Below are 20,585 nucleotides of genomic sequence, written 5' to 3'. Positions count from 1 at the left end.
CGGGCCTCCTCAAGGGTGTTGATCAAGCCGGAAGTGGCGATGTCACGGCGCACAGCGCCAGGTCGGGTCACGACCGAATCGCCTTTACAGCCTAGTAGCCGCCATGACCAACTGTGACATCCGCCAAAAGGACAGCGGACTTCGAGGGAGAACCTACAGATTCTCACCATTCAGGCGACGAGCGGCCTCCAGGATGCGATCCGTCGGAGCCGTCAGCGCCAGCCGGATGTGCTCACCGGAGTGGGCGCCGTAGAACGGACCGGGGCCGGCGAGGATGCCGAGACCGGCCAGGCGGTCCATGCTCTCCCAGGCGTCACGCCCCTCGGTCGCCCAGAGGTACAGACCCGCCTCGGATCCGTCGACGCGGAAGCCTGCGGCCTCCAGCGCCGGACGAAGCGCGTCACGACGGGTGCGGTACAGCTCCTTCTGCAGGCGGACGTGCTCTTCATCGCCCAGAGCCACGGCCATGGCGTGCTGCACCGGCGCCGGCGGCATGAGACCGAGATGCTTGCGGGCGGTGAGCAGCTCCCCCACGATGCGCGCGCATCCGGCCACGAAGGCCGCTCGGTAGCCCGCGAGATTGGACTGCTTGCTCAGGGAGTAGACGCTGAGCAGATTCGCCCGACTTCCCCCCGTCACGCGAGGGTCGAGGATCGACGGGATCGGCTCAGTCGCCCAGCGTCCGTCCCAGCCGAGCTCCGCGTAGCACTCGTCGCTGGCGAGAACGGTGCCCAGCTCGCGGGCGCGCTCGACCGCGACGCGCAGCTCCTCGACCGTCCAGGTGCGGCCGTCGGGGTTGCCCGGGGAGTTGATCCAGATGAGCTTCGCACCCTCGGGCCATTCCGCGGGGTCGTCGAGGGCGACAGGGGTCGCTCCGGCCACCCGGGCGCCCACCTCATACGTCGGGTACGCGATGCGCGGATGCACGACGATGTCGCCGTCGCCGAGTCCGAGCAGCGTCGGCAGCAGAGCCACCAGCTCCTTGGAGCCGATCGTCGGGAGGACGTTCGCGACGGTCAGGTCGCTCACTCCGCGGCGTCGGGAGTACCAGTCGACGATCGCCTCGCGCAGCGCGGGGGTGCCGACGGTCTGCGGGTACGCGTGCGCGTCCGTGGCCTCCGCCAGCGCCCTGCGCACGATCTCGGGCGTCGGATCGACCGGGGAACCGATGGAGAGGTCGACGATGCCGCGCGGATGCTGCGCTGCCCTGTCGCGGTACGGGACGACCGCATCCCAGGGGTAATCAGCCAGGTCGCGGACGCTCACCGGCTACTCGCCCTGCGGCGGGAGCGCCGAGATGATGGGGTGATCGTGCGAGATGACGCCGACCTTGGCAGCGCCGCCGGGCGAGCCGATCTCGTCGAAGAACTCGACGTTGGCCTTGTAGTAGTCCTGCCACTCCTCGGGGAGGTCGTCCTCGTAGTAGATCGCCTCCACGGGGCATACCGGCTCGCAGGCGCCGCAGTCCACGCACTCGTCGGGGTGGATGTACAGCGAGCGTTCACCCTCATAGATGCAGTCAACGGGGCACTCGTCGATGCAGGCACGATCCTTCACATCGACGCACGGAAGGGCGATCACATACGTCACGGGATCAGTCTACGCGCGCGCGTCCGCCTCGGGCGCCGGCGCGGCCGCCTCGGTGCGCACCGGGAGGCGCCGGAAAGAGGGCCACGCCACGGTGAGCAGCACCAGACCGGCGACGATGTAGATCCACACCTGTCCGGCCGGCGTGTTCTGGACGACCACGGATCCGCCGGGGCCGACGCCGGAGATCAGCATCAGCATCCCGACCATCCCGAGTCCGGCCGCGACCGTGGCCGCACGGTCATGCGTGAGGGCGCGGATGCCGATCAGGATCGATCCGCAGGCGATCGTGCCGATGATGATCCCGATCGGGACGGGTCCCCACATCACGCTGTGGGCGATGGTCCCGGCGACGCCGAAGACACCGCCGACCATCGCCGCGGCGATCCACGACACGATCTTCGAGAGCCACTTCACCCCTCGATCCTACGCGCGCACCCTATGGACGCACGGGGGCGGCTCAGGCGGCGAGGCCCGTGAGTCGGAGCAGCGCGGCGACGAGCGCCGCCGCGAACACCACGACGAGGAACGACTGCCGCAACCACAGCAGCCCGGCGGCGACCAGGAGCGCGGGCACCCGTGCGTCGACGACGACCGCCTGCCCGGCTCCCAGCGTCTGGACCGCGACGAGGGCGGCGAGCAGCGCGACCGTGAGCAGATCGGAGATGCGAGCGGGACGCGGCTCCTCGAGCACCCGGGGAGGCACCAGATACCCCACGGCCTTCAGGGCGAGGCAGATGATGGCGGCGAGCAGGATCGCGCCCCACAGGCTCATGCGTCGGCCTCCGCACGCGGGGCGGGCGCGCTGAACCAGTTGAACCAGCCGACCAGGATCGCGACGAGGGCGGCGACCAGCACGGGGAGCCCCGGCATGATGAACGGGGTGAGGGATGCCGCGACCACGGCCGCGGCGGCGCCCACCGCGATGGCCTGGCGCTGCTTCAGCCGGGGCCACAGGAGTGCGAGGAATGCGGCGGCCGCCGCGGCATCCAGTCCCCACGCCCGGGGATCGCCGAGAACGTCTCCGACGAGCGCGCCGATGAGAGTGGTGACGTTCCAGCCGGCGAAGATGCCGATGCCCGTCACCCAGAACCCGATCCGTCGCAGCCGAGGATCGCTCTGCGAGATCGCGACGGCGGTCGACTCGTCGATCGTGAAGTGCGCGGCCGAGGCGCGATGCTTCGCTCCACCGCCGATGATCGGCGACATCCGCATGCCGTAGGCGACGTTGCGCACACCCAGCAGTGCGGCCGAGGCGACTGCGGACGGCAGGGCGGCGAGTCCGCCGGCGGCGAAGACCCCGACGAAGGCGAACTGCGAGCCGCCGGTGAACATCAGCAGGCTCAGCACGCAGGCCTGCCAGACATCAAGGCCTGCCGCCACCGCGAGGGCTCCGAACGAGATGCCGTAGGCACTGGTCGCGAGCACGACCCCGAGCGCCTCCCGCCACACCTCGCGCTCGGCGCTCACGGAGACACCGTTCGATCCGATGAACACATGAACATCATTCTGAACATGCCGGGGGTCATAGTCAAGCGAACGATCGTTTGACATGATGAACACATGGAAGATCTGCGCACCCGCATCGCACGGACCCTGCGTCGAGAGCGGGAGGCCGCGGGGATCTCCGTCTCCGAGCTCGCACGTCGCGCCGGCGTATCGAAGGCCACGGTGTCGCAGCTCGAGAGCGGGGCGGGCAATCCGAGCGTCGAGACGCTGTGGGCGCTCGGTGTGGCGCTCGGGGTGCCGTTCGCTGTGCTCGTCGACCAGCAGTCGCACGCTCCCACCCTGATCCGCGCCGACGACCTCGCCGGGGTGCCGTCATCGGCGGCCGCCTACAGCGCGACACTGCTCTCGGCGAGCCCGCCCGGTGCGCGCCGGGACATCTACCTGATCAAGGCCGAACCTGGAGACGCCAGGAGGTCCGACCCGCATCACCCCGGCACCATCGAGCACGTCGTCCTCATGACGGGTCGGGCACAGGTCGGGCCGGCCGATGACCCCGTGCTCCTGAACCCCGGCGACTACCTCACCTACCCCGGCGACGCCCCGCACGTCTTCGAAGCGGTCGCCGCGGGCACCAGCGCCGTCCTCATCTCTGAGCTGCGCTGACCCCGGGTCATCGCGAAGGGCGGGCGCCTGCACGAGGCACCCGCCCTTTGCGGCGGTAAGCGTGGCTCACGCAAGCCGCGCGACTCGCGATCAGTACCAGTTGGTGGCCTGGGAGTGACCCCAGGCGCTGCACGGAGTCCCGTACACGGAGGAGATGTAGCCGAGGCCCCAGGCGATCTGCGTGGCGGCGTTGGTCTGCCAGTCGGAGCCCGCGGAGGCCATCTTGCTCCCCGGCAGGGCCTGCGGGATGCCCGTGGCGCCCGACGGGTTATGGGCCTGGTAGTTCCAGCTCGACTCCTTGTTCCACAGCGAGCTGAGGCAGGAGAACTGGTCCGCTCCCCAGCCGTACTGGCTCGCGGCCATCGACTGGGCAGTGGCCTTCGCCCCGTCAGGGGTGTTCGCCGCTGCGAGGGCCGCTGCCGCTGCGGCTGCCTGCTCCGCTGCCGCGCGGGCCGCATCCTCCGCAGCCTTTTTCTCCTGGGCCGCAGAGAACGCGGACTGCAGGCTGGCCGTCGCGGCGACGACCTCGTCCGTCTCCTGGACGAGGTCGGCCGAGCGCACGGCGAGGATCATCGGCGGCATGACATCGCGCTCCTTGAGCGCGTCGATGCCGTCGCGGAGCTCACTCGTGTCGACGGTCGCATCGATCGGACCGACATCGAGACCCGACGACACGACGTCGGCCGCGAGATTCTCGGCCGCGGTCACGGCGCCTCGCGCCTCCACGAGTGACGTGGAGGCCTCGTCGGCGATCTTCGCCAGCGGCACGGTGCCGGGCACCAGCTGGGCCGCTGCCGGGGCCGGTGCGCCGTTCTCGGCTCCGGCTGCCGATGCGGAGGTGAACCCCACCGTCAGGGCGATCCCGAGGATCGCTGCGGTCGCGGCGCCGAAGAGCAGGGTCGGGCGACGGGAGGTGACGGCGGCTCGGGCGGATGCCGCTGCGGCGGCGCGCTGAAGCGCACGGGTGTTCTGAAGCATGAAGAGGTCGACTTTCGGGTCGTCGTACGCCCTCGCAGGAGACTCATCGGGAGCTCGTCCCAGGCGCAAGTCTTCGAGTCTGTACGCGCTTCCTGAACGAAAAATCTGTCCGACCTGGACAATTCATGAGAAAAGGGCCCCGTACGCGCCATCTCGGCGGTACGGGGCCCTTTCGTGGAGGTGCTGGCTAGCGACCTCGCAGGCTATTCTCAGGCGTTCGCGTCCTGACGCTTGAGACGAGAGGTCTCGCGGCCGCGCACGGTCTGGTCGAGGATCACCTTGCGGATGCGAACGCTCTCCGGAGTCACCTCGACGCATTCGTCGTCACGCGCGAACTCCAGGCTCTCCTCGAGGGTCAGCAGACGCGGAGGCGTCATCGACTCGAAGTTGTCGGCGTTCGCCGAGCGCATGTTGGTGAGTTTCTTCTCCTTGGTGATGTTCACGTCCATGTCGTCTGCACGCGAGTTCTCACCGATGACCATGCCCTCGTAGACCTCCTGCGTGGGCTGCACGAAGAAGGACATGCGCTCCTGCAGCGCGATCATCGCGAACGGCGTCACGACGCCCTGGCGGTCGGCGACGATCGAGCCGTTCTGGCGCGTGGTGATCTGCCCTGCCCACGGCTCGTACCCGTGCGAGATCGCGTTCGCGATGCCGGTGCCGCGGGTCGTGGTGAGGAACTCGCTGCGGAAGCCGATGAGGCCGCGCGACGGGACGATGAACTCCATGCGCACCCAGCCGGTGCCGTGGTTGGTCATGTTCTCCATGCGGCCCTTGCGGTTCGCGAGGAGCTGCGTGATCGCGCCGAGGTGCTCTTCCGGCGTGTCGATCGTGAGGTGCTCGAACGGCTCGTAGGTCTTGCCGTCGATCTTCTTGGTGACCACCTGCGGCTTGCCGACGGTGAGCTCGAAGCCCTCCCGGCGCATGTTCTCGACGAGGATGGCGAGGGCCAGCTCTCCACGACCCTGAACCTCCCACGCGTCGGGGCGGCCGATGTCGACGACCTTCAGCGAGACGTTGCCGATCAGCTCCTTGTCGAGGCGGTCCTTCACCATGCGAGCGGTGAGCTTGTGCCCCTTGACCTTGCCCATGAGCGGCGACGTGTTCGTGCCGATGGTCATGGAGATGGCGGGGTCGTCGACCGTGATCGCCGGGAGAGGACGGACGTCGTCCGGGTCGGCGATGGTCTCGCCGATGGTGATGTTCTCGAAGCCGGCGATGGCGACGATGTCGCCGGGGCCCGCGGACTCGGCCGGGTAGCGCTCGAGGGCGCGGGTCTTCAGCAGCTCGGTGATGCGGGCGTTGCTGGTGGTGCCGTCGGCGCGCACCCAGGCGACCGTCTGGCCCTTCTTGAGCGTGCCGTTGAAGACGCGCAGGAGCGCGAGGCGGCCGAGGAACGGGCTGGAGTCGAGGTTGGTGACCCAGGCCTGCAGCGGAGCCTCGTCGTCGTACGCCGGAGCCGGCACGTGCTCGAGGATCGCCTCGAACAGCGGCTCGAGGTCGTCGTTGTCGGGCAGCGAGCCGTCGGCGGGACGGTTCTGCGACGCGGCGCCGGCACGACCGGACGCGTACACGACCGGCACGTCGAGCAGGGCGTCGACGTCGAGGTCGGGCACGTCGTCGACGAGGTCGGATGCCAGCCCCAGCAGCAGGTCGTGCGCCTCCTCCTCGACCTCCGCGATGCGGGCGTCGGGGCGGTCGGTCTTGTTGACCAGGAGGATGACCGGGAGCTTGGACTCGAGAGCCTTGCGCAGGACGAAGCGGGTCTGCGGCAACGGTCCCTCGCTCGCGTCGACGAGCAGCACGACGCCGTCGACCATGGACAGGCCACGCTCAACCTCGCCGCCGAAGTCGGCGTGGCCGGGGGTGTCGATCACGTTGATCGTGATCTCCTTGCCGTCGGCGTGCTTGCCCTTGTACGTGATCGCCGTGTTCTTGGCGAGGATCGTGATGCCCTTCTCACGCTCGAGGTCGTTGGAGTCCATCGCGCGTTCCTCGACGTGCGAGTGCTCGCCGAACGAGCCCGTCTGGCGGAGCATCGCGTCGACGAGGGTGGTCTTGCCGTGGTCGACGTGAGCGACGATTGCGACGTTGCGGAGGTCTGAACGGAGGGCGTGCGCCATGCAGGAATCCTAAGAAGGTGGTGGGAAACGCCGGGAACCCGACGTTCCAGGATACCGTATGCGCGCAGCCGGTTCCTGAGCGCACGTCGTACGATCGGGTGCGTGACCAGCGTCGACCCGTCCCGCACCCCCTCTCGCGCCCGCATCTGGTGGGAGATCGCCATCGTGCTCGGCCTCGGTCTCGGCCAGTCCGCGGTCTACGCGGTCGTGCAGCTGGCCTACCGTCTGACCGACTCCACTCCCCTCGCGGATCAGACGGCGACGCTCAACCCCTCGCGAAGCGACCGTGAGATCTTCGACCTCGTCTACCAGGTCCTGTCGATCGGATTCTCGCTGGTCCCCGTGATCCTGGTGTGTTTCCTGCTGTGGCAGAGCTCGCGCCCGCACCTGGGTCGGCTCGGCCTCGACGGCACCAGGATCGGACGGGATGCCGGGCGCGGCATCCTGCTCGTGGTGGCGATCGGCGTCCCCGGTCTCGCTCTGTACATCATCGGGCGCGCGAGCGGACTCTTCGTCGCCGTCGACCCCGGCGGGCTCGACGCCTACTGGTGGACGGTCCCCGTGCTGCTTCTCTCCGCCGCGCGAGCAGCGCTGCAGGAGGAGTTCGTCGTGCTCGGCTACCTCTTCGCTCGGCTGAAGCAGCTCGGCTGGGGACCGTGGACGATCATCCTGGCGACCTCGGCGCTGCGCGCCAGCTACCACCTCTACCAGGGGCCGGGCGCCTTCATCGGCAACTTCGCGATGGGCCTGCTGTTCGGCTGGCTGTTCCAGCGCACCGGGCGCCTGCTGCCGTTCCTCGTGGCGCACTTCGCCATCGACGCGACCGTCTTCGTCGGCTACCCCTGGGCGGCCGCCACCTGGCCCGCGCTGTTCGGCCTGCCCGGCTGAGCTCGGGCGTCAGGAGTTCGCGATGAGGACCGATGCGACGGCCCAGACGACGATCACTCCGAGGGCGATGAGCGCCCGCAGGTCCCAGGACCGGACGATCGGAGCATCCGCTTCATCGGGGGCTCCCTGCCAGCGATCGCGGATCTCAGTGAGATCCCGCAACCCCGTCGGAGTCTTCGCCTCTTCGTCCTCACGCGGTCGGCGCACGGGGCGCGCCTTGGCTGGACCTCCAAAGCAGCTCACGTCTGTACCGTCATCCAGCGAGAACACGAGCTGCCAGCGCAGATCGATGTCGCGCACACGGCTCCAGCCGAACGAGGTGCGTCGAAGCATGTTCTGCACCGTCGCCCCCTTGTCGTCGATGCCGACCGCTGACACGAAGGCGATCTCATAGACGACCCAGAGACCGAGGAGCACCCACGGCGCGATCAGGAGCGTCTGGGCCCAGCCGCCGCGGACCACCGCGTCGCCGAGGAGGAAGATCGCCAGAGCGGAGCACAGCACGAGCGAAACGATCCCCGAGGCCGCACGGATCGTCCGTGCGGCCCCGGAGGACGACTCTGCTGTCACTCTCAGTGACCGCCGAGCGTGATCGACGCACCAGGGATGGCCTGGAGCAGCCGTTGCGTGTACTCCTGCTGCGGATTGGCGAAGATCTCGTCGACCGTCCCCTTCTCCACGACCTTGCCGCGCTCCATGACGCAGACCAGATCGCTCGAGACGCGCACGACCGCAAGGTCGTGCGTGATGAAGAGGTAGGTCAGATCGAGTTCTGACTGCAGCTCGGCCAGGAGCTTGAGCACCTGGTCCTGCACCAGAACATCCAGAGCCGAGACCGCCTCGTCGAGCACCACGATGTCGGGCTTGAGCGCGAGCGCGCGCGCGATCGCCACGCGCTGCCGCTGACCGCCGGAGAGCTCGTTCGGATACCGTGTGGCGAGAGCGCGCGGAAGCGAGACCTGGTCGAGCAGTTCCTCCACGCGCTCACGCTGGGAGGCCCGATCTCCTACGCCGTGGATCTGCAACGGCTCGGCGATGGTGTTGCCGATGTTGCGCAGCGGATCCAACGACCCGTAGGGGTCTTGGAAGACCGGCTGCATCCGTCGTCGAAGACCGAACGCCTGGGCGTTCGACAGGCGCGAGACATCCTGACCGTCGATCTCGATCGTTCCGCTGGTCGGTTCCTCGAGCTTGAGCACCATCTTCGCAACGGTCGACTTGCCTGAACCCGATTCGCCGACGAGTGCGAGAGTCTTCCCCTTGGGGATCTCGAACGACACGTCATCCACCGCACGGAACGCCTCGCTGCGGAAACTGCCCTGCCGGATCTTGTAGTCCTTCGTCAGTCCCGCGACGCGGACGGTCGGCGGGATGTCAGCCAGATCATCCAGCGTCTCGATTCCACGGTCCTCCACGATCGCCTGGATCCGCTGTGACGCGATGCTCGGCGCGGCCCCGACCAGACGTTTCGTATAGGGGTGCTGAGGATCCTCGAGGATCTGTCGGCTCGGCCCCGCCTCGACGATGTTGCCGTTGCTCATCACGATGATCTTCTCGGCACGTTCGGCAGCGAGGCCGAGGTCATGCGTGATCAAGAGCACCGAGGTACCCCTGTCGCGAGTGAGGGATGCCATGTGATCGAGGATCACACGCTGTACCGTGACGTCCAGCGCCGACGTGGGCTCATCGGCGATCAACAGCTTCGGGTCCGCGGCGAGGCCGATTCCGATGAGCGCTCGCTGGCGCATGCCACCCGAGAACTGGTGCGGGAACTGGTGGAGACGCTTCTCCGCATCGGCGAGGCCCGCCTGCTGGAGGACCTCTACCGCGCGGGCTTTGACCGCCGCCCGACCCTGGGCGATGCCGTTTGCACGAATCGCCTCCTTGACCTGGAATCCGATGCTCCACACCGGGTTGAGGTTGGACATCGGATCCTGCGGGACGAAGCCGATGTCTCGACCGCGCACGTTCTCCATCGCACTACGGTTGAGCGTCGTGAGTTCACGCCCGTCGAGCGTGATCGACCCTCCGGTGACCGTGCCTGTTCCCGGAAGGAGGTTCACGATCGCCGTGGCGGTCGTCGACTTTCCCGATCCGGACTCACCGACGATCGCGACGGTCTCTCCCGGCATGACATCGAAGCTCACGCCGTGAAGGACTTCGCGCAGCCCCTCCTGCGTGCGGAACGCGACCTTGAGGTCGCGCACGCTCAGGAGCGGGATCTGTGGGGCAGTTCGGTCGTTCATCGACGCGCCCTCGCCTTCGGGTCGAGGGCGTCGCGGATGAGCTCGCCCAGAGTCACGAACGCGAGCACGGCGAGCGTGAGCGCGATCGACGGATAGATGAGTGCCATGGGCGCGACTCGCAGTGCGGCCTGAGCCTGGCTGATGTCATTGCCCCAGGACATGACGCTGCTGCCGAGGCCGACGCCGAGGAACGACAGTGTGGCCTCTGCCACGATCGCCGCGGCAAGGCCGAGAGTGGACACCACGAGGAGCGGTGCGATCGCGTTCGGGATCACGTGCTTCACCAGCGTGCCGAACTTGGACTGGCCCAGCGAGCGCGAGGCCATGACGAAGTCGGCCTGTCGCACGCGCAGGATCTCGGCGCGCACGACGCGCGCCGTCGATGCCCAGGCGAACCCGCCGATCGCGAAGGCGAGGGTCCACACCGACCGAGAGTCGGAGAAGACGGTCATCACCACGACGGCGGCGAGGATGTACGGGATCGCGAAGAAGATGTCGCCGACTCGCGAGAGCAGCGCATCGATCCATCCTCCGTAGAAGCCGGCGAGAGCGCCCATGATCAGCCCGAGCACAGCGGAGAGCAGCGTCGCGATGATGCCGACCGCGAGCGACGTCTGGGCGCCCCAGATGAGCCTCGAGTAGATGTCGCAGCCCTGGAACGTGAAGCCGAGCGGGTGCCCGGCGGTCGCGCCCTCGTTGCTGTACATCAGGTCGCAGCTGCGCGGATCGACGTTCGTGAACAACGACGGCCAGGCCGCGATGACGATGAACAAGGCAGCCAGGACCACGGAGAACCAGAACAGCGGACGGCGGCGCAGATCGCTCCACGCGTCTCGCCACAGGTTGCTGGGCTTCTCGGCGATGCGCACGGCGTCGACCGAGATCGACTCCGTCTCGATGGGGGCGACGTAGTGCTTCTGTGTCGTCGGATCAGACATAGCGAATCCTCGGGTCGAGCAGACCATAGAGAAGGTCGATGATCAGGTTCACCAGGACGTACAGGATGACGAACACCGTGACGAACGAGACCACTGTGGGTCCTTCGCCTCGGATCGCCGCCTGGTACAGCGTGTTGCCGACGCCGGGAACGTTGAAGATGCCTTCGGTGACGGTGGCTCCGACGAGGAGCACGCCGAAGTTGGTGGCGGAGTTGGTGATCACCGGGATCAGCGAGTTGCGGAGCACGTGCACGGGGATGACCCGCCCGCGCGACAGGCCCTTGCTGTAAGCGGTGCGCACCCAGTCCTGGTTCAGGGTGTCGATGACGGAGCTGCGCATCAAGCGCATGCTCACGGCGAAGAGACTGAAGCCGAGAACGATCGCGGGAAGCCAGAGCCCGCCCCAGCCGTTGTCCGCGCCCACGGTGGGGTTGAACCAGCCCCACTGGATCGCCAAGAAGTACTGGGCGAGGAAGCAGAGCACGAAGATCGGGATCGCGATCGCGATCAGGGCGACGGAGAGTGCGACGTTGTCGAACACCTTGCCCTTGCGCAGCGCGGAGACCGTGCCGATGATGATCGCGAGCGTGAACTCGATGCCGATCGCCATCACGGCCAGCCGCCCGGTGACCGGAAGCGTATCGGCGAGGACCGCGGTCACCGGCCTGCCGGAGAACGTGGTGCCCAGGTCGCCCTGGAACACTCCGGTGATGTAGTACCAGTACTGGACGATGAAGGGTTCGTTCAGGTGATACTGCTCACGAAGCGCCTCCACGAGCGCCGGATTCGGGGTGCGATCTCCGAAGAGGGCGAGGATCGGGTCTCCTGGCATTGCGAAAACCAGGAAGTAGATGAGCAGGGTGGCCCCGAAGAACACGGGGATCACCTGCAAGAGGCGTCTGAGGATGTAACTGAGCATCCGCTGTCCCTTTCCGTAGGAACGCGAGCAGGGTAGACGAGAACAGCCTACGAGGCGGTGACGAGTTCCGTCACCGCCTCGTAGGTTTCAGTTCTGTCCGACTTACTCGGCAGCCTTCGTGATCTGGTAGTACAGCGGCACGGAGTTCCAGCCGAACGTGACGTTGTCGACGTTCTTGCTGTAACCACCGGTCACGTTGGAGTACCACAGAGGGATCGCGGGGAGGTCGTTGAAGAGGATCTCCTGCGCCTTGGTGAAGTCCTTGAGCTGCTCGTCCGCATCAGGGTTGCTGATACCGGATGCGAGCAGTTCGTCGAACTTCGGGTTCGAGTAGTCGCCGTCGTTGGACCCGGCGTTCGTCGCGTAGAGCGGGCCGAGGAAGTTGTACAGACCGGGGTAGTCGGCCTGCCAACCCGAACGGGCGGCGGTCTTGATGGAGCGGTTGTTGACCTGCTCGCGGATCACCGCGAACGTCGGGTACGGCGCCCCGGAAGCCTCGATGCCGAGGTTGTTCTTGATCTGGTTGGTCACCGCGTCGACCCACTCCTGGTGGCCGCCGTCAGAGTTGTACGCGATCTGGAACGTGCCGTCCCACGGCGAGATCTTGTCGGCCTCTGCCCACAGCTCCTTCGCCTTCTTGGGGTCGTAGGAGAGGACCTCGTTGCCGGGGACCGAGTCGGACCAGCCCGCGATGACCGGGGACGTGAAGTCCTTGGCCGGGGTACGGGTGCCCGAGAAGATCTTGTCCGTGATCTGGTCGCGGTCGATCGCCATCGAGATCGCCTGGCGACGGAGGATGCCCTCTTCGCCGGAGAAGTGCGGCAGGAACTGACCGATCGTGAACGACTGGAAGACGGCGGACGGCTGGTTCACAGCGCGATCGCCCAGGTCGTCCTGGAACGTCGGCAGGGAGATCGCCGGGATGGCGTCGATGACGTCTACCTTGTCGCCCTGGAGGTCGGCGTACGCAGCCTCCTGCGTGGCGTAGAAGGTGATGGTGAGTCCACCGTTGGCCGGCTTGCGCCCGCCCTTGTAGTCATCGTTGCGAACCAGGTCGATCTTGACGTCGTGCTGCCACGCGCCGTCTCCGTCGAGCTTGTACGGTCCGTTGCCGACGGGGTTCTCCCCGAATGCGGCCATGTCCTCGAAAGCGACGTCCGGAAGCGGGTAGAAGGCCGAGTATCCGAGACGCAGCGCGAAGTCGGAGGCCGGCTTGTTCAGCGCGATGGTGAAGGTGTAGTCGTCGACCTGCTTGAGACCGGTGAGCTCGCTGTCCTCATCCCAGCTGAACCCCTCGATGTCCTCGAAGAAGTAGCTCGACAGGTGCTTGTTCGACGCCTTCGCGCCTTCGTTCCACGCCTTGATGAAGTTGTCAGCCGTGACCTCTTCGCCGTCGGTGAAGGTCTGGCCCTCCTTGAGCTTGACGGTGAGGTGCTGCGGGTCCTCGGTGGTGATCTTCTCGGCCATGTCGTTGACAGGCTTGCCGTCGGCGTCGTAGTAGATCAGACCTGCGAAGATCTCGTCCAGGATCTTGCCGCCGCCGACCTCGTTCGTGTTGGTCGGGATCAGCGGGTTCTCAGGCTCGGAACCGTTCGCCGTGATGATGGCATCGGGATCGGTCTTGCCGCCCGTGCTGCCCTCTCCGGAGTTGCTGCCTCCACCGCTGGCGCAGCCCGCAAGGGCCAGGGCACCGATGGCGAGCAGCGCGGCGCCCGCAAGGGCGATCTTGTTGCGCTTCACTTTATGTCCTCCTGTGGACGATTTACCAGGCTGCGCACGCGTCATCGAGCGCGCAGGGATACCTGAGCGTAACCCGGTGAGCGGCATCCGGTCGCACCAAGTGAATGAACCGTTACTGACTTGCGATCATCTGGATACATCCCCGTCACATGACGACACCGCGGGACACAGCAGAACGGCGCCGTGCTCCCCTCGCGGGTCAGGCACGGCGCCGTTCGGCGTCAGACGATGCGGGTCAGGCGAAGGCCTCCACCGGCGGGCAGGCGCACACGAGGTTGCGGTCTCCGTACGCCTGGTCGATGCGGCGCACCGGCGGCCAGTACTTGCCGGCCACGAGCGCGTGAACCGGGTACGCGGCCTCCTCTCGGGTGTACGCGTGGGTCCACTCCCCCGAGATGAGCGACACCGCGGTGTGCGGCGCGTGCACGAGCGGGTTGTCGTCGGCGGGCCAGCGCCCGGCGGCCACGGCATCCGCCTCGGCCTTGATCATGATCATCGCCTCGATGAAGCGCTCGATCTCGCCCAGGTCCTCCGACTCCGTCGGCTCGACCATGAGGGTGCCCGCGACGGGGAACGACATGGTCGGCGCGTGGAAGCCGTAGTCGATGAGCCGCTTGGCGACGTCGTCGACGCTGATGCCCGTGGCCTCCTTGAGGGGGCGCAGGTCGAGGATGCACTCGTGTGCGACCCGGCCGTTCTCCCCCGTGTAGAGCACCGGGTAGTGCTCGCCGAGGCGCGCGGCGATGTAGTTCGCCGACAGCACGGCCGCGGCGGTCGCATCGCGGAGACCGGCGGAGCCCATCATGCGCACGTACGCCCAGGAGATCGGCAGGACACCGGCCGATCCGTAGGGAGCGCCCGACACCGGACCGCCCTCGAACACGAAGCCGCCCGCGTGCTCAGCGCGCTGCGCGAGCGGGTGCGACGGCAGGAACGGAGCGAGGTGCGCCTTGGCCGCGACGGGTCCGACGCCGGGGCCGCCGCCGCCGTGCGGGATCGCGAACGTCTTGTGCAGGTTGAGGTGCGAAACGTCTCCGCCGAGGTCGCCGAACCGCGCGTAGCCGAGCAGGGCGTTCAGGTTGGCGCCGTCGACGTACACCTGGCCGCCGGCCTCGTGCACAGCCGAGGTGATCTCCACCACGTCGTGCTCGTACACGCCGTGCGTCGACGGATACGTGATCATCAGCGCCGAGAGCTCCGCGGCGTGCGCGGCGATCTTGGCGCGCAGGTCGGAGAGGTCGACGTTGCCCAGCTCGTCGCACGCGACGACGACGACCTTCATGCCGGCGAGCACGGCGGATGCCGCGTTCGTGCCGTGCGCGGACGACGGGATGAGGCACACGGTGCGCTGGTCATCGCCGTTGGCGAGGTGGTAGCCGCGGATCGCGAGGAGTCCGGCGAGCTCGCCCTGAGACCCCGCGTTGGGCTGCAGCGACACCGCGTCGTAGCCGGTGACCTCGGCCAGCCAGCCCTCGAGCTGTGTGATGAGGTCGAGGTAGCCCCCGACGTCGGACAGCGGCGCGAAGGGATGGATGCCGGCGAACTCGGGCCACGTGATGGCGGCCATCTCCGTGGCCGCGTTGAGCTTCATCGTGCACGAACCGAGCGGGATCATGCCGCGGTCGAGCGCGTAGTCGCGGTCGGCGAGGCTCTTGAGGTACCGCATCATGGCCGTCTCACTGCGGTGCGCGTGGAACACCGGGTGCGTGAGGTACTCGTCCTTGCGGAGCTGACCCTCGGGGAGGCGGCCGTGATCGGACGCGGCGATGTAGCCGAAGGACCGGCCGCTCCCCGCCGCGAAGAATCCCGCGACCCGATCGAGATCGGTGAACGTCGTCGTCTCGTCGACCGAGACGCCGACGGTGTCGCCGTCGACCTCGTGCACGAGGTAGCCCGACTCGTGCGCGAGTGCCGCGATCTCCGCCGCGCGCCCGGGGACGCGGACCCGGAGCGTGTCGAAGAACGCCTCGTGTTCGAGATCGAGACCGAGCTCGATCAGCCACGTCGCGAGCGCGTCCGCCTTGCGGGCGACGTCGGCGGCGATCGCGCGCAGCCCGTCGGGGCCGTGATAGACGGCGTACATCGACGCCATCACGGCGAGGAGCACCTGCGCGGTGCAGATGTTGCTCGTGGCCTTCTCGCGGCGGATGTGCTGCTCACGGGTCTGCAGCGACAGGCGGTAGGCCGGCTTGCCGTCGGCATCCACCGACACGCCGACGAGGCGACCCGGCAGCTGACGCTCGAGGCCTGCGCGCACCGCCATGTAGCCGGCGTGCGGTCCGCCGAAGCCCATCGGCACTCCGAAGCGCTGCGTCGTGCCGACCGCGACATCGGCGCCGAGCGAGCCCGGCGAGGCGATGAGCGTGAGGGCGAGCAGGTCGGCGGCGACGACGGCCAGACCGCCGGCGAGATGCGCGGCGTCGATCACGGCGCTCGGGTCCCACACGCGACCGGAGGCGGCGGGGTACTGCACGAACACGCCGAACAGCTCGGCCGGCAGCTCCTCCCCCGCGGCGAGGTCGACGGTCACGAGCTCGATGCCGACGGCATCCGCCCTCGTCTTCAGCAGCGACTGGGTCTGCGGGAAGGCGTCGGCGTCGACGACGAAGACGTTCGACCCCGACTTCGAGGCGCGACGGGCGAGCAGCATGCCCTCGACCACGGCCGTCGACTCGTCGAGCATCGACGCGTTGGCGGTGGTGAGGCCGGTGAGCTCGGAGACCATCGTCTGGAAGTTGATGAGCGCCTCGAGGCGCCCCTGGGAGATCTCGGGCTGGTACGGCGTGTACGCCGTGTACCACGAGGGGTTCTCGAGCACGTTGCGCTGGATCACGCTGGGCGTGATCGTGCCGTAGTACCCGAGGCCGATCATCGGCCGGTTCACCGTGTTGCGCGATGCGAGAGCACGCAGCTCGGCGAGAGCCTCGGTCTCGCTCGCGGCGCGCGGGATCACGCTCTCGCCGCGTGCAGGAGTGAAGATCGATGCGGGGACGGCCTGGCGCATCAGCGCCTCGACGGGGCTCCCGTCATCGAGCGCGGACTCGACGCCCAGCGCATCGAGCATGATGCGCTGAGCGGATGCCGGGGTTCCGATGTGACGATCGGCGAAGGAGACCACTGGTCGATCAGCCCTCCGTGTGCGCGACGTAGGCGTCGCGGTCGAGCAGTCCGTCGAGCGCGCCGTCGGCGACCTCGACCTTGACGAGCCATGCGTCCTCGAAGGGCGAGGAGTTCAGCAGTGCCGGGTCGTCGACGACGGCCTGGTTGATCTCCGTGATCGTGCCGGCGACGGGTGCGTAGAGCTCGGAGACGGACTTCGTCGACTCCGCTTCGCCGAACACGGCGCCGCGGGCGAACGTCGTGCCGACGGCCGGGAGCTCCACGAACACGATGTCGCCGAGGGCGTCAGCGGCGAAGTCGGTGATGCCGACGGTCGCCACGGAGCCGTCGAGGGCGACCCACTCGTGCTCTTCGCTGTACTTGAGTGCGGTGAGATCGGTCATTTGGTCCTCCGGTAGAAAGGCAGGGCGGTCACGGTCGCGGGGATCCTGGTCCCCCGCACATCCAGGAATACTGCTGTTCCCTCTTCCGCGGAAGAAGGAGCGACGAAAGCCATCGCGATCGGGTGGCCGAGCGTCGGGCTGAGGGCGCCGCTGGTGATCTCGCCGAGCGGCGATCCGTCCTCGGCGACGACGGCGTATCCGGCACGGCCCGCGCGCTTGCCCTCGGCGGTCAGGCCGACGAGCACGGGGGCGCCTGCTGCGGCATCCACGCCGTCCTTGCCGACGAAGCGCTCCTTGGCGGTGACGACCACGCGGCCGAGACCCGCCTGGGCCGGCTTGGTGTCGAGGGTGAGCTCATGCCCGTAGAGCGGCATGCCCGCCTCGAGACGCAGCGTGTCGCGGGCCGCGAGACCTGCGGGGACGAGCCCGTGCGGGGCGCCGGCGGCGAGCACCGCGTCCCACAGAGCGGTGGCGTCGGGGCCTGCGACGAGAAGTTCGAAGCCGTCCTCACCGGTGTAGCCGGTGCGAGCGAGGAGGATGGCCGCGCCGTTGAAGGTGGCGCTCGCCCAGGCGTAGTACTTCTGCTCCGCCCAGGGCACGGAGACGTCGTCGATGCCCTCGGTCGCGGCGAGGATGGCCTCGGCGGCAGGTCCCTGCACGGCGATGAGCGCATAGGCGTCGGAGACGTCCTCGACGACGACCTCGTGTCCGGCGACCCGCTCCCGCAGCGCCGCACGCACGGCGTCGCGGTTGCCGGCGTTGGAGATGATGAGGAAGTCGTCCTCGCCCAGCCGGTAGACGATGACGTCGTCGATGATGCCGCCGGTCTCGGCGAGCAGCAGCGAGTACTTCGCCTTGCCGATCGCGAGCGCCGAGAGACGTCCGGCCAGCGCGTAGTCGAGGTACTCGGCCGCACCGGCGCCGACGATCGTGAACTCGGCCATGTGCGAGATGTCGAAGATCCCGGCAGCCTCGCGAACGGCGTGGTGCTCGGCCAGATCGGACGTGTAGCGCACCGGCATCTGCCAGCCGCCGAAGTCGGTGAACGATGCCCCGAGCGCCTCGTGGCGCTCGCGGAGCGGTGTGTAGCGGGGGTCGGACATGGAGTTCTCCCGGGCTGGAACGGGCGGAACGGCGGCATCGCCGTTCCTCGGAACTCCCCCTCTGTCATGGGCCTGAGAGCTTCGCCCGTGGGGGCTTTCACCGTCGGCGGATCGCGAGATCGCTTTTCAGAGTGGCCGGACCCGCGCGGTACGCGTACCTGAGAGATTGGCGGGGAGGCTTGCTCCTTCGGTGCCCGGCTGCGTTCGCCGGGGCTCTCCCGCGTGGGTCATACGGCCTGTGTTCGGTTGTGGGTTCAGTCTAGCGGCTCCGAGGGGTCCGCTCCCGTCGCACTTTGCGTCGCGCGGAGTGGTCCGAGCGAGGAAGAGTGCGACGGGAGCGGATGCCGTCAGCTCAGGCTGCGCCGACGACGCGCGAGGAGCACTCCGCCGAGCGCGAGCAGGGCGGCTCCGGCCGACATCGCGATGACGGGCACGGTCGCGCCGGCATACTCGTCGCCGTCAGGACGCGAATCCCCCGACTCCCCGGTGAACAGGAGTTCACGGCATGCCGCACGGTGGCGGCAGTCGGATCCGACCACCGCCACCGCTCCGAGCTCAGCCCTTGACGGCTCCGGCGACGAGACCGCTCGTCATCCGCCCCTGCACGATCACGAAGAAGATGATCACCGGGATCGCCACGATCGCCGACGCCGCCATCACCTGGCCCCAGTCGATCGCCTGCGTCGCACTCTGCTGCACGAAGCCCCGCAACCACAGCGGGAGCGTGCGGTTGTTCTCCATGATCACGAGCGCCACCGTGAACTCGTTCCAGCACTGCAGGAAGGCGAAGACCCCGGACGCGACCAGCCCCGGCGCCAGCAGCGGAAGCGTGATCCGCATGAACGCCTGAGTGCGGCTCAGCCCGTCGATCATGGCCGCCTCCTCGAGCTCTGCCGGCACGCCGACGACGAACCCTCTCAGCATCCAGATCGTGAACGGCACGACGGCCGCGACGTACAGGATGCTGAGCCCGAAGACGTTGCTCAGCAGCCCCATCGCGGACATCATCTTGTACTGCGCGATGAACAGCCCCTCGGCGGGGAGCATCTGGATGAGCAGGATCGTGACGATGAAGCTCACCCTGCCCCGGAACCGGAACCGGCTGATCGCGATGGACGCGAGGAACGCGAACACGAGACAGACCGCGACCGAGAGCAGCGTCACACCGACGCTCACTCCGAGGGCGGCGAAGAAGGAGGGGGTGAGCACCCGCTCGAAGTTCGTCAGATTCCCCCCGATGGGGAAGAAGGTCGGCGTCGACGCCTCCAACGTCACCGAGGACAGCATGGAGGAGTTCACCATCCAGTACACCGGGAACGCCCACATCCCGGCGAGCACGAGGGCGAGGATGCTGAGCAGCCACACGCCCGGCCGGAACCGCCGGCGCCTGCGCACGGCTACCCGAGACGGCGAGACGGCGACGCCCGATTCGGCGCGTCGCTCTGCGACCGCTGTCATCATGATGTCTCCTCCTTGATGAGGCTGCGCACGTAGAACCAGCTCAGCGCGATCGTGATCGCGAGCACGAAGATCGACATCGCAGCCCCCGCGCCGTAGTCGAATCCGGCCACGCCGGTCTTGTAGATGTAGGTGCCGAGCAGGTCGTAGTCGGTGGACTTCGGCCCGGCATCCTGCAGGAGGGTGATCTGCGCGAACACCCGCAGGTCCCAGATCAGGTTCAGCAACAGCACGATCGCGATGACGGGCTTGAGCACGGGGAACATCACGTAGCGGAACCGCTGCCACGCGCCGGCGCCGTCGAGCTGGCTCGCCTCGAGCACCTCTCCGCTGACCTGGGTCAGACCGGCGTAGGCCGAGAAGGCGACGAACGGGACGGACATCCAGATGATGATGATCCCGGCGACCGTGAAGAACAGCGCCGGAGTCGTGCCGATCCAGTTGAACTGTCCGACGTCGACCCCGGGGATGAGGTTCAGCAGGTAGTTGACGACGCCGCGGCGCCGGTCGAACAGCCAGATCCACACGGTCATCGCCGCGATCACGGGCATCGCCCAGGCCAGCAGGAGCGCGATCTGCAGGATGAAGCGGACGACGGCGGGCACCTTCGTCATGAGGAGCGCCATGAGGACGCCCACGGCCACGGTGATCGCCGCGGTGACGATGCAGAAGAGGACCGAGCGCAGCGTCACCTCCCAGAACGTGGCGTTCTGCGCGATGGAGATGTAGTTGGCGAACCAGACGAAGTCCGGAGCCTTGCCCCCCAGCTGCTGGAGCGCGCCGTACTTCTGGAACGAGGTGATGATCTGCCAGACGACGGGATAGCCCATGCCGAGGAGGAGGACGAGCGACGCGCCGAGGATCAGGACGTAGGGGGCCCAGTTCCGACGGCGCGCCGGAGGGACGTCGACGGATGCCGTCGACGGAGAAGGTGCGGTGAGGGTCATGAGATCACGAATCCGAGGATCAGAATGCGGCGGGGCTGGACCG

General features: G+C 67.8%; 20 protein-coding genes and 1 riboswitch. Of the genes, 2 read left to right on the top strand and 18 right to left on the bottom strand.

Annotated features, from left to right (window positions below):
• Positions 1 to 153: 153 nt before the first annotated feature.
• Genes dapC through ACFY5A_RS11505 form a run of 5 tightly spaced genes read right to left on the bottom strand, consistent with a single transcriptional unit; the run spans position 154 to position 3,057 of the window.
• Positions 154 to 1,266: a succinyldiaminopimelate transaminase gene (gene dapC / locus ACFY5A_RS11525; RefSeq protein WP_387234102.1), complete on the bottom strand. Its 1,113-nt coding sequence runs from the start codon at positions 1,264 to 1,266 to the stop codon at positions 154 to 156.
• A gap of 3 nt (positions 1,267 to 1,269) precedes the next feature.
• Positions 1,270 to 1,590 (bottom strand): ferredoxin, encoded by a 321-nt coding sequence (gene fdxA, locus ACFY5A_RS11520; RefSeq protein ID WP_387234099.1) that lies wholly within the window; start codon positions 1,588 to 1,590, stop codon positions 1,270 to 1,272.
• 9 nt (positions 1,591 to 1,599) lie between these two features.
• Complete coding sequence (locus tag ACFY5A_RS11515) at positions 1,600 to 2,004, bottom strand: histidinol dehydrogenase (protein ID WP_223586732.1); 405 nt, start codon at positions 2,002 to 2,004, stop codon at positions 1,600 to 1,602.
• 43 nt (positions 2,005 to 2,047) lie between these two features.
• The gene (locus tag ACFY5A_RS11510) at positions 2,048 to 2,362 is read right to left on the bottom strand and encodes an AzlD domain-containing protein (RefSeq protein WP_223586733.1); all 315 of its coding nucleotides are present in this window, start codon (positions 2,360 to 2,362) and stop codon (positions 2,048 to 2,050) included.
• Positions 2,359 to 3,057 (bottom strand): AzlC family ABC transporter permease, encoded by a 699-nt coding sequence (locus tag ACFY5A_RS11505; protein ID WP_341939749.1) that lies wholly within the window; start codon positions 3,055 to 3,057, stop codon positions 2,359 to 2,361. The genes ACFY5A_RS11510 and ACFY5A_RS11505 overlap by 4 nt, the downstream gene beginning before the upstream one ends.
• Before the next feature lie 93 nt (positions 3,058 to 3,150).
• On the opposite strand from ACFY5A_RS11505, the gene ACFY5A_RS11500 reads away from it, so the two are divergent.
• On the top strand, positions 3,151 to 3,699 hold the full coding sequence (locus ACFY5A_RS11500) for an XRE family transcriptional regulator (protein WP_341939750.1): 549 nt from the start codon (positions 3,151 to 3,153) through the stop codon (positions 3,697 to 3,699).
• A 90-nt stretch (positions 3,700 to 3,789) separates the two neighbouring features.
• Here ACFY5A_RS11500 and ACFY5A_RS11495 read toward each other — a convergent pair whose 3' ends face one another.
• Positions 3,790 to 4,677, bottom strand: coding sequence for a phospholipase (locus ACFY5A_RS11495; RefSeq protein WP_341939751.1), 888 nt, complete (start codon positions 4,675 to 4,677; stop codon positions 3,790 to 3,792).
• A 209-nt stretch (positions 4,678 to 4,886) separates the two neighbouring features.
• Entirely contained in the window at positions 4,887 to 6,800 is a 1,914-nt protein-coding gene (gene typA, locus ACFY5A_RS11490; RefSeq protein WP_223586736.1) for a translational GTPase TypA, read from the bottom strand.
• 102 nt (positions 6,801 to 6,902) lie between these two features.
• Here typA and ACFY5A_RS11485 point away from each other — a divergent pair, with 102 nt between their 5' ends.
• Positions 6,903 to 7,688: a type II CAAX endopeptidase family protein gene (locus ACFY5A_RS11485; protein WP_341939752.1), complete on the top strand. Its 786-nt coding sequence runs from the start codon at positions 6,903 to 6,905 to the stop codon at positions 7,686 to 7,688.
• A 9-nt stretch (positions 7,689 to 7,697) separates the two neighbouring features.
• Here the strand turns inward: ACFY5A_RS11485 and ACFY5A_RS11480 are convergent, their stop codons facing one another.
• From ACFY5A_RS11480 to ACFY5A_RS11430, 11 genes are all read right to left on the bottom strand, one after another.
• Positions 7,698 to 8,192, bottom strand: coding sequence for a PH domain-containing protein (locus tag ACFY5A_RS11480; RefSeq protein ID WP_387234092.1), 495 nt, complete (start codon positions 8,190 to 8,192; stop codon positions 7,698 to 7,700).
• 68 nt (positions 8,193 to 8,260) lie between these two features.
• Positions 8,261 to 9,934: an ABC transporter ATP-binding protein gene (locus ACFY5A_RS11475; RefSeq protein WP_341939754.1), complete on the bottom strand. Its 1,674-nt coding sequence runs from the start codon at positions 9,932 to 9,934 to the stop codon at positions 8,261 to 8,263.
• Positions 9,931 to 10,872: an ABC transporter permease gene (locus tag ACFY5A_RS11470; protein ID WP_341939755.1), complete on the bottom strand. Its 942-nt coding sequence runs from the start codon at positions 10,870 to 10,872 to the stop codon at positions 9,931 to 9,933. The genes ACFY5A_RS11475 and ACFY5A_RS11470 overlap by 4 nt, the downstream gene beginning before the upstream one ends.
• Positions 10,865 to 11,791 carry an ABC transporter permease gene (locus tag ACFY5A_RS11465; protein WP_341939756.1) on the bottom strand — a complete coding sequence of 309 codons (927 nt, stop codon included), beginning with the start codon at positions 11,789 to 11,791 and terminating at the stop codon, positions 10,865 to 10,867. The genes ACFY5A_RS11470 and ACFY5A_RS11465 overlap by 8 nt, the downstream gene beginning before the upstream one ends.
• Before the next feature lie 102 nt (positions 11,792 to 11,893).
• The gene (locus ACFY5A_RS11460; RefSeq protein WP_341939757.1) at positions 11,894 to 13,531 is read right to left on the bottom strand and encodes an ABC transporter substrate-binding protein; all 1,638 of its coding nucleotides are present in this window, start codon (positions 13,529 to 13,531) and stop codon (positions 11,894 to 11,896) included.
• 235 nt (positions 13,532 to 13,766) lie between these two features.
• Positions 13,767 to 16,595 carry an aminomethyl-transferring glycine dehydrogenase gene (gene gcvP, locus ACFY5A_RS11455; protein ID WP_387235931.1) on the bottom strand — a complete coding sequence of 943 codons (2,829 nt, stop codon included), beginning with the start codon at positions 16,593 to 16,595 and terminating at the stop codon, positions 13,767 to 13,769.
• 61 nt (positions 16,596 to 16,656) lie between these two features.
• Positions 16,657 to 17,034, bottom strand: a complete 378-nt coding sequence (gene gcvH, locus ACFY5A_RS11450) for a glycine cleavage system protein GcvH (RefSeq protein WP_105672547.1) — start codon at positions 17,032 to 17,034, stop codon at positions 16,657 to 16,659.
• Complete coding sequence (gene gcvT, locus ACFY5A_RS11445) at positions 17,031 to 18,137, bottom strand: glycine cleavage system aminomethyltransferase GcvT (protein WP_387234086.1); 1,107 nt, start codon at positions 18,135 to 18,137, stop codon at positions 17,031 to 17,033. Before gcvT ends, gcvH begins: the two co-directional genes overlap by 4 nt.
• A 136-nt stretch (positions 18,138 to 18,273) precedes the next feature.
• Positions 18,274 to 18,368, bottom strand: a riboswitch (glycine riboswitch).
• 116 nt (positions 18,369 to 18,484) lie between these two features.
• A complete protein-coding gene (locus ACFY5A_RS11440) occupies positions 18,485 to 18,676 on the bottom strand; it encodes an LPXTG cell wall anchor domain-containing protein (protein WP_341939760.1) in 192 nt (63 codons plus the stop codon).
• Positions 18,677 to 18,692: 16 nt separating this feature from the next.
• Positions 18,693 to 19,598, bottom strand: a complete 906-nt coding sequence (locus tag ACFY5A_RS11435) for a carbohydrate ABC transporter permease (protein WP_387234083.1) — start codon at positions 19,596 to 19,598, stop codon at positions 18,693 to 18,695.
• Complete coding sequence (locus ACFY5A_RS11430) at positions 19,595 to 20,542, bottom strand: carbohydrate ABC transporter permease (protein WP_387234080.1); 948 nt, start codon at positions 20,540 to 20,542, stop codon at positions 19,595 to 19,597. The genes ACFY5A_RS11435 and ACFY5A_RS11430 overlap by 4 nt, the downstream gene beginning before the upstream one ends.
• Positions 20,543 to 20,585: the final 43 nt, after the last annotated feature.

Source organism: Microbacterium sp. NPDC012755, from assembly GCF_042901325.1.
GTDB lineage: Bacteria > Actinomycetota > Actinomycetes > Actinomycetales > Microbacteriaceae > Microbacterium > Microbacterium natoriense.
This window is presented reverse-complemented; position numbering and strand designations above follow the sequence as displayed.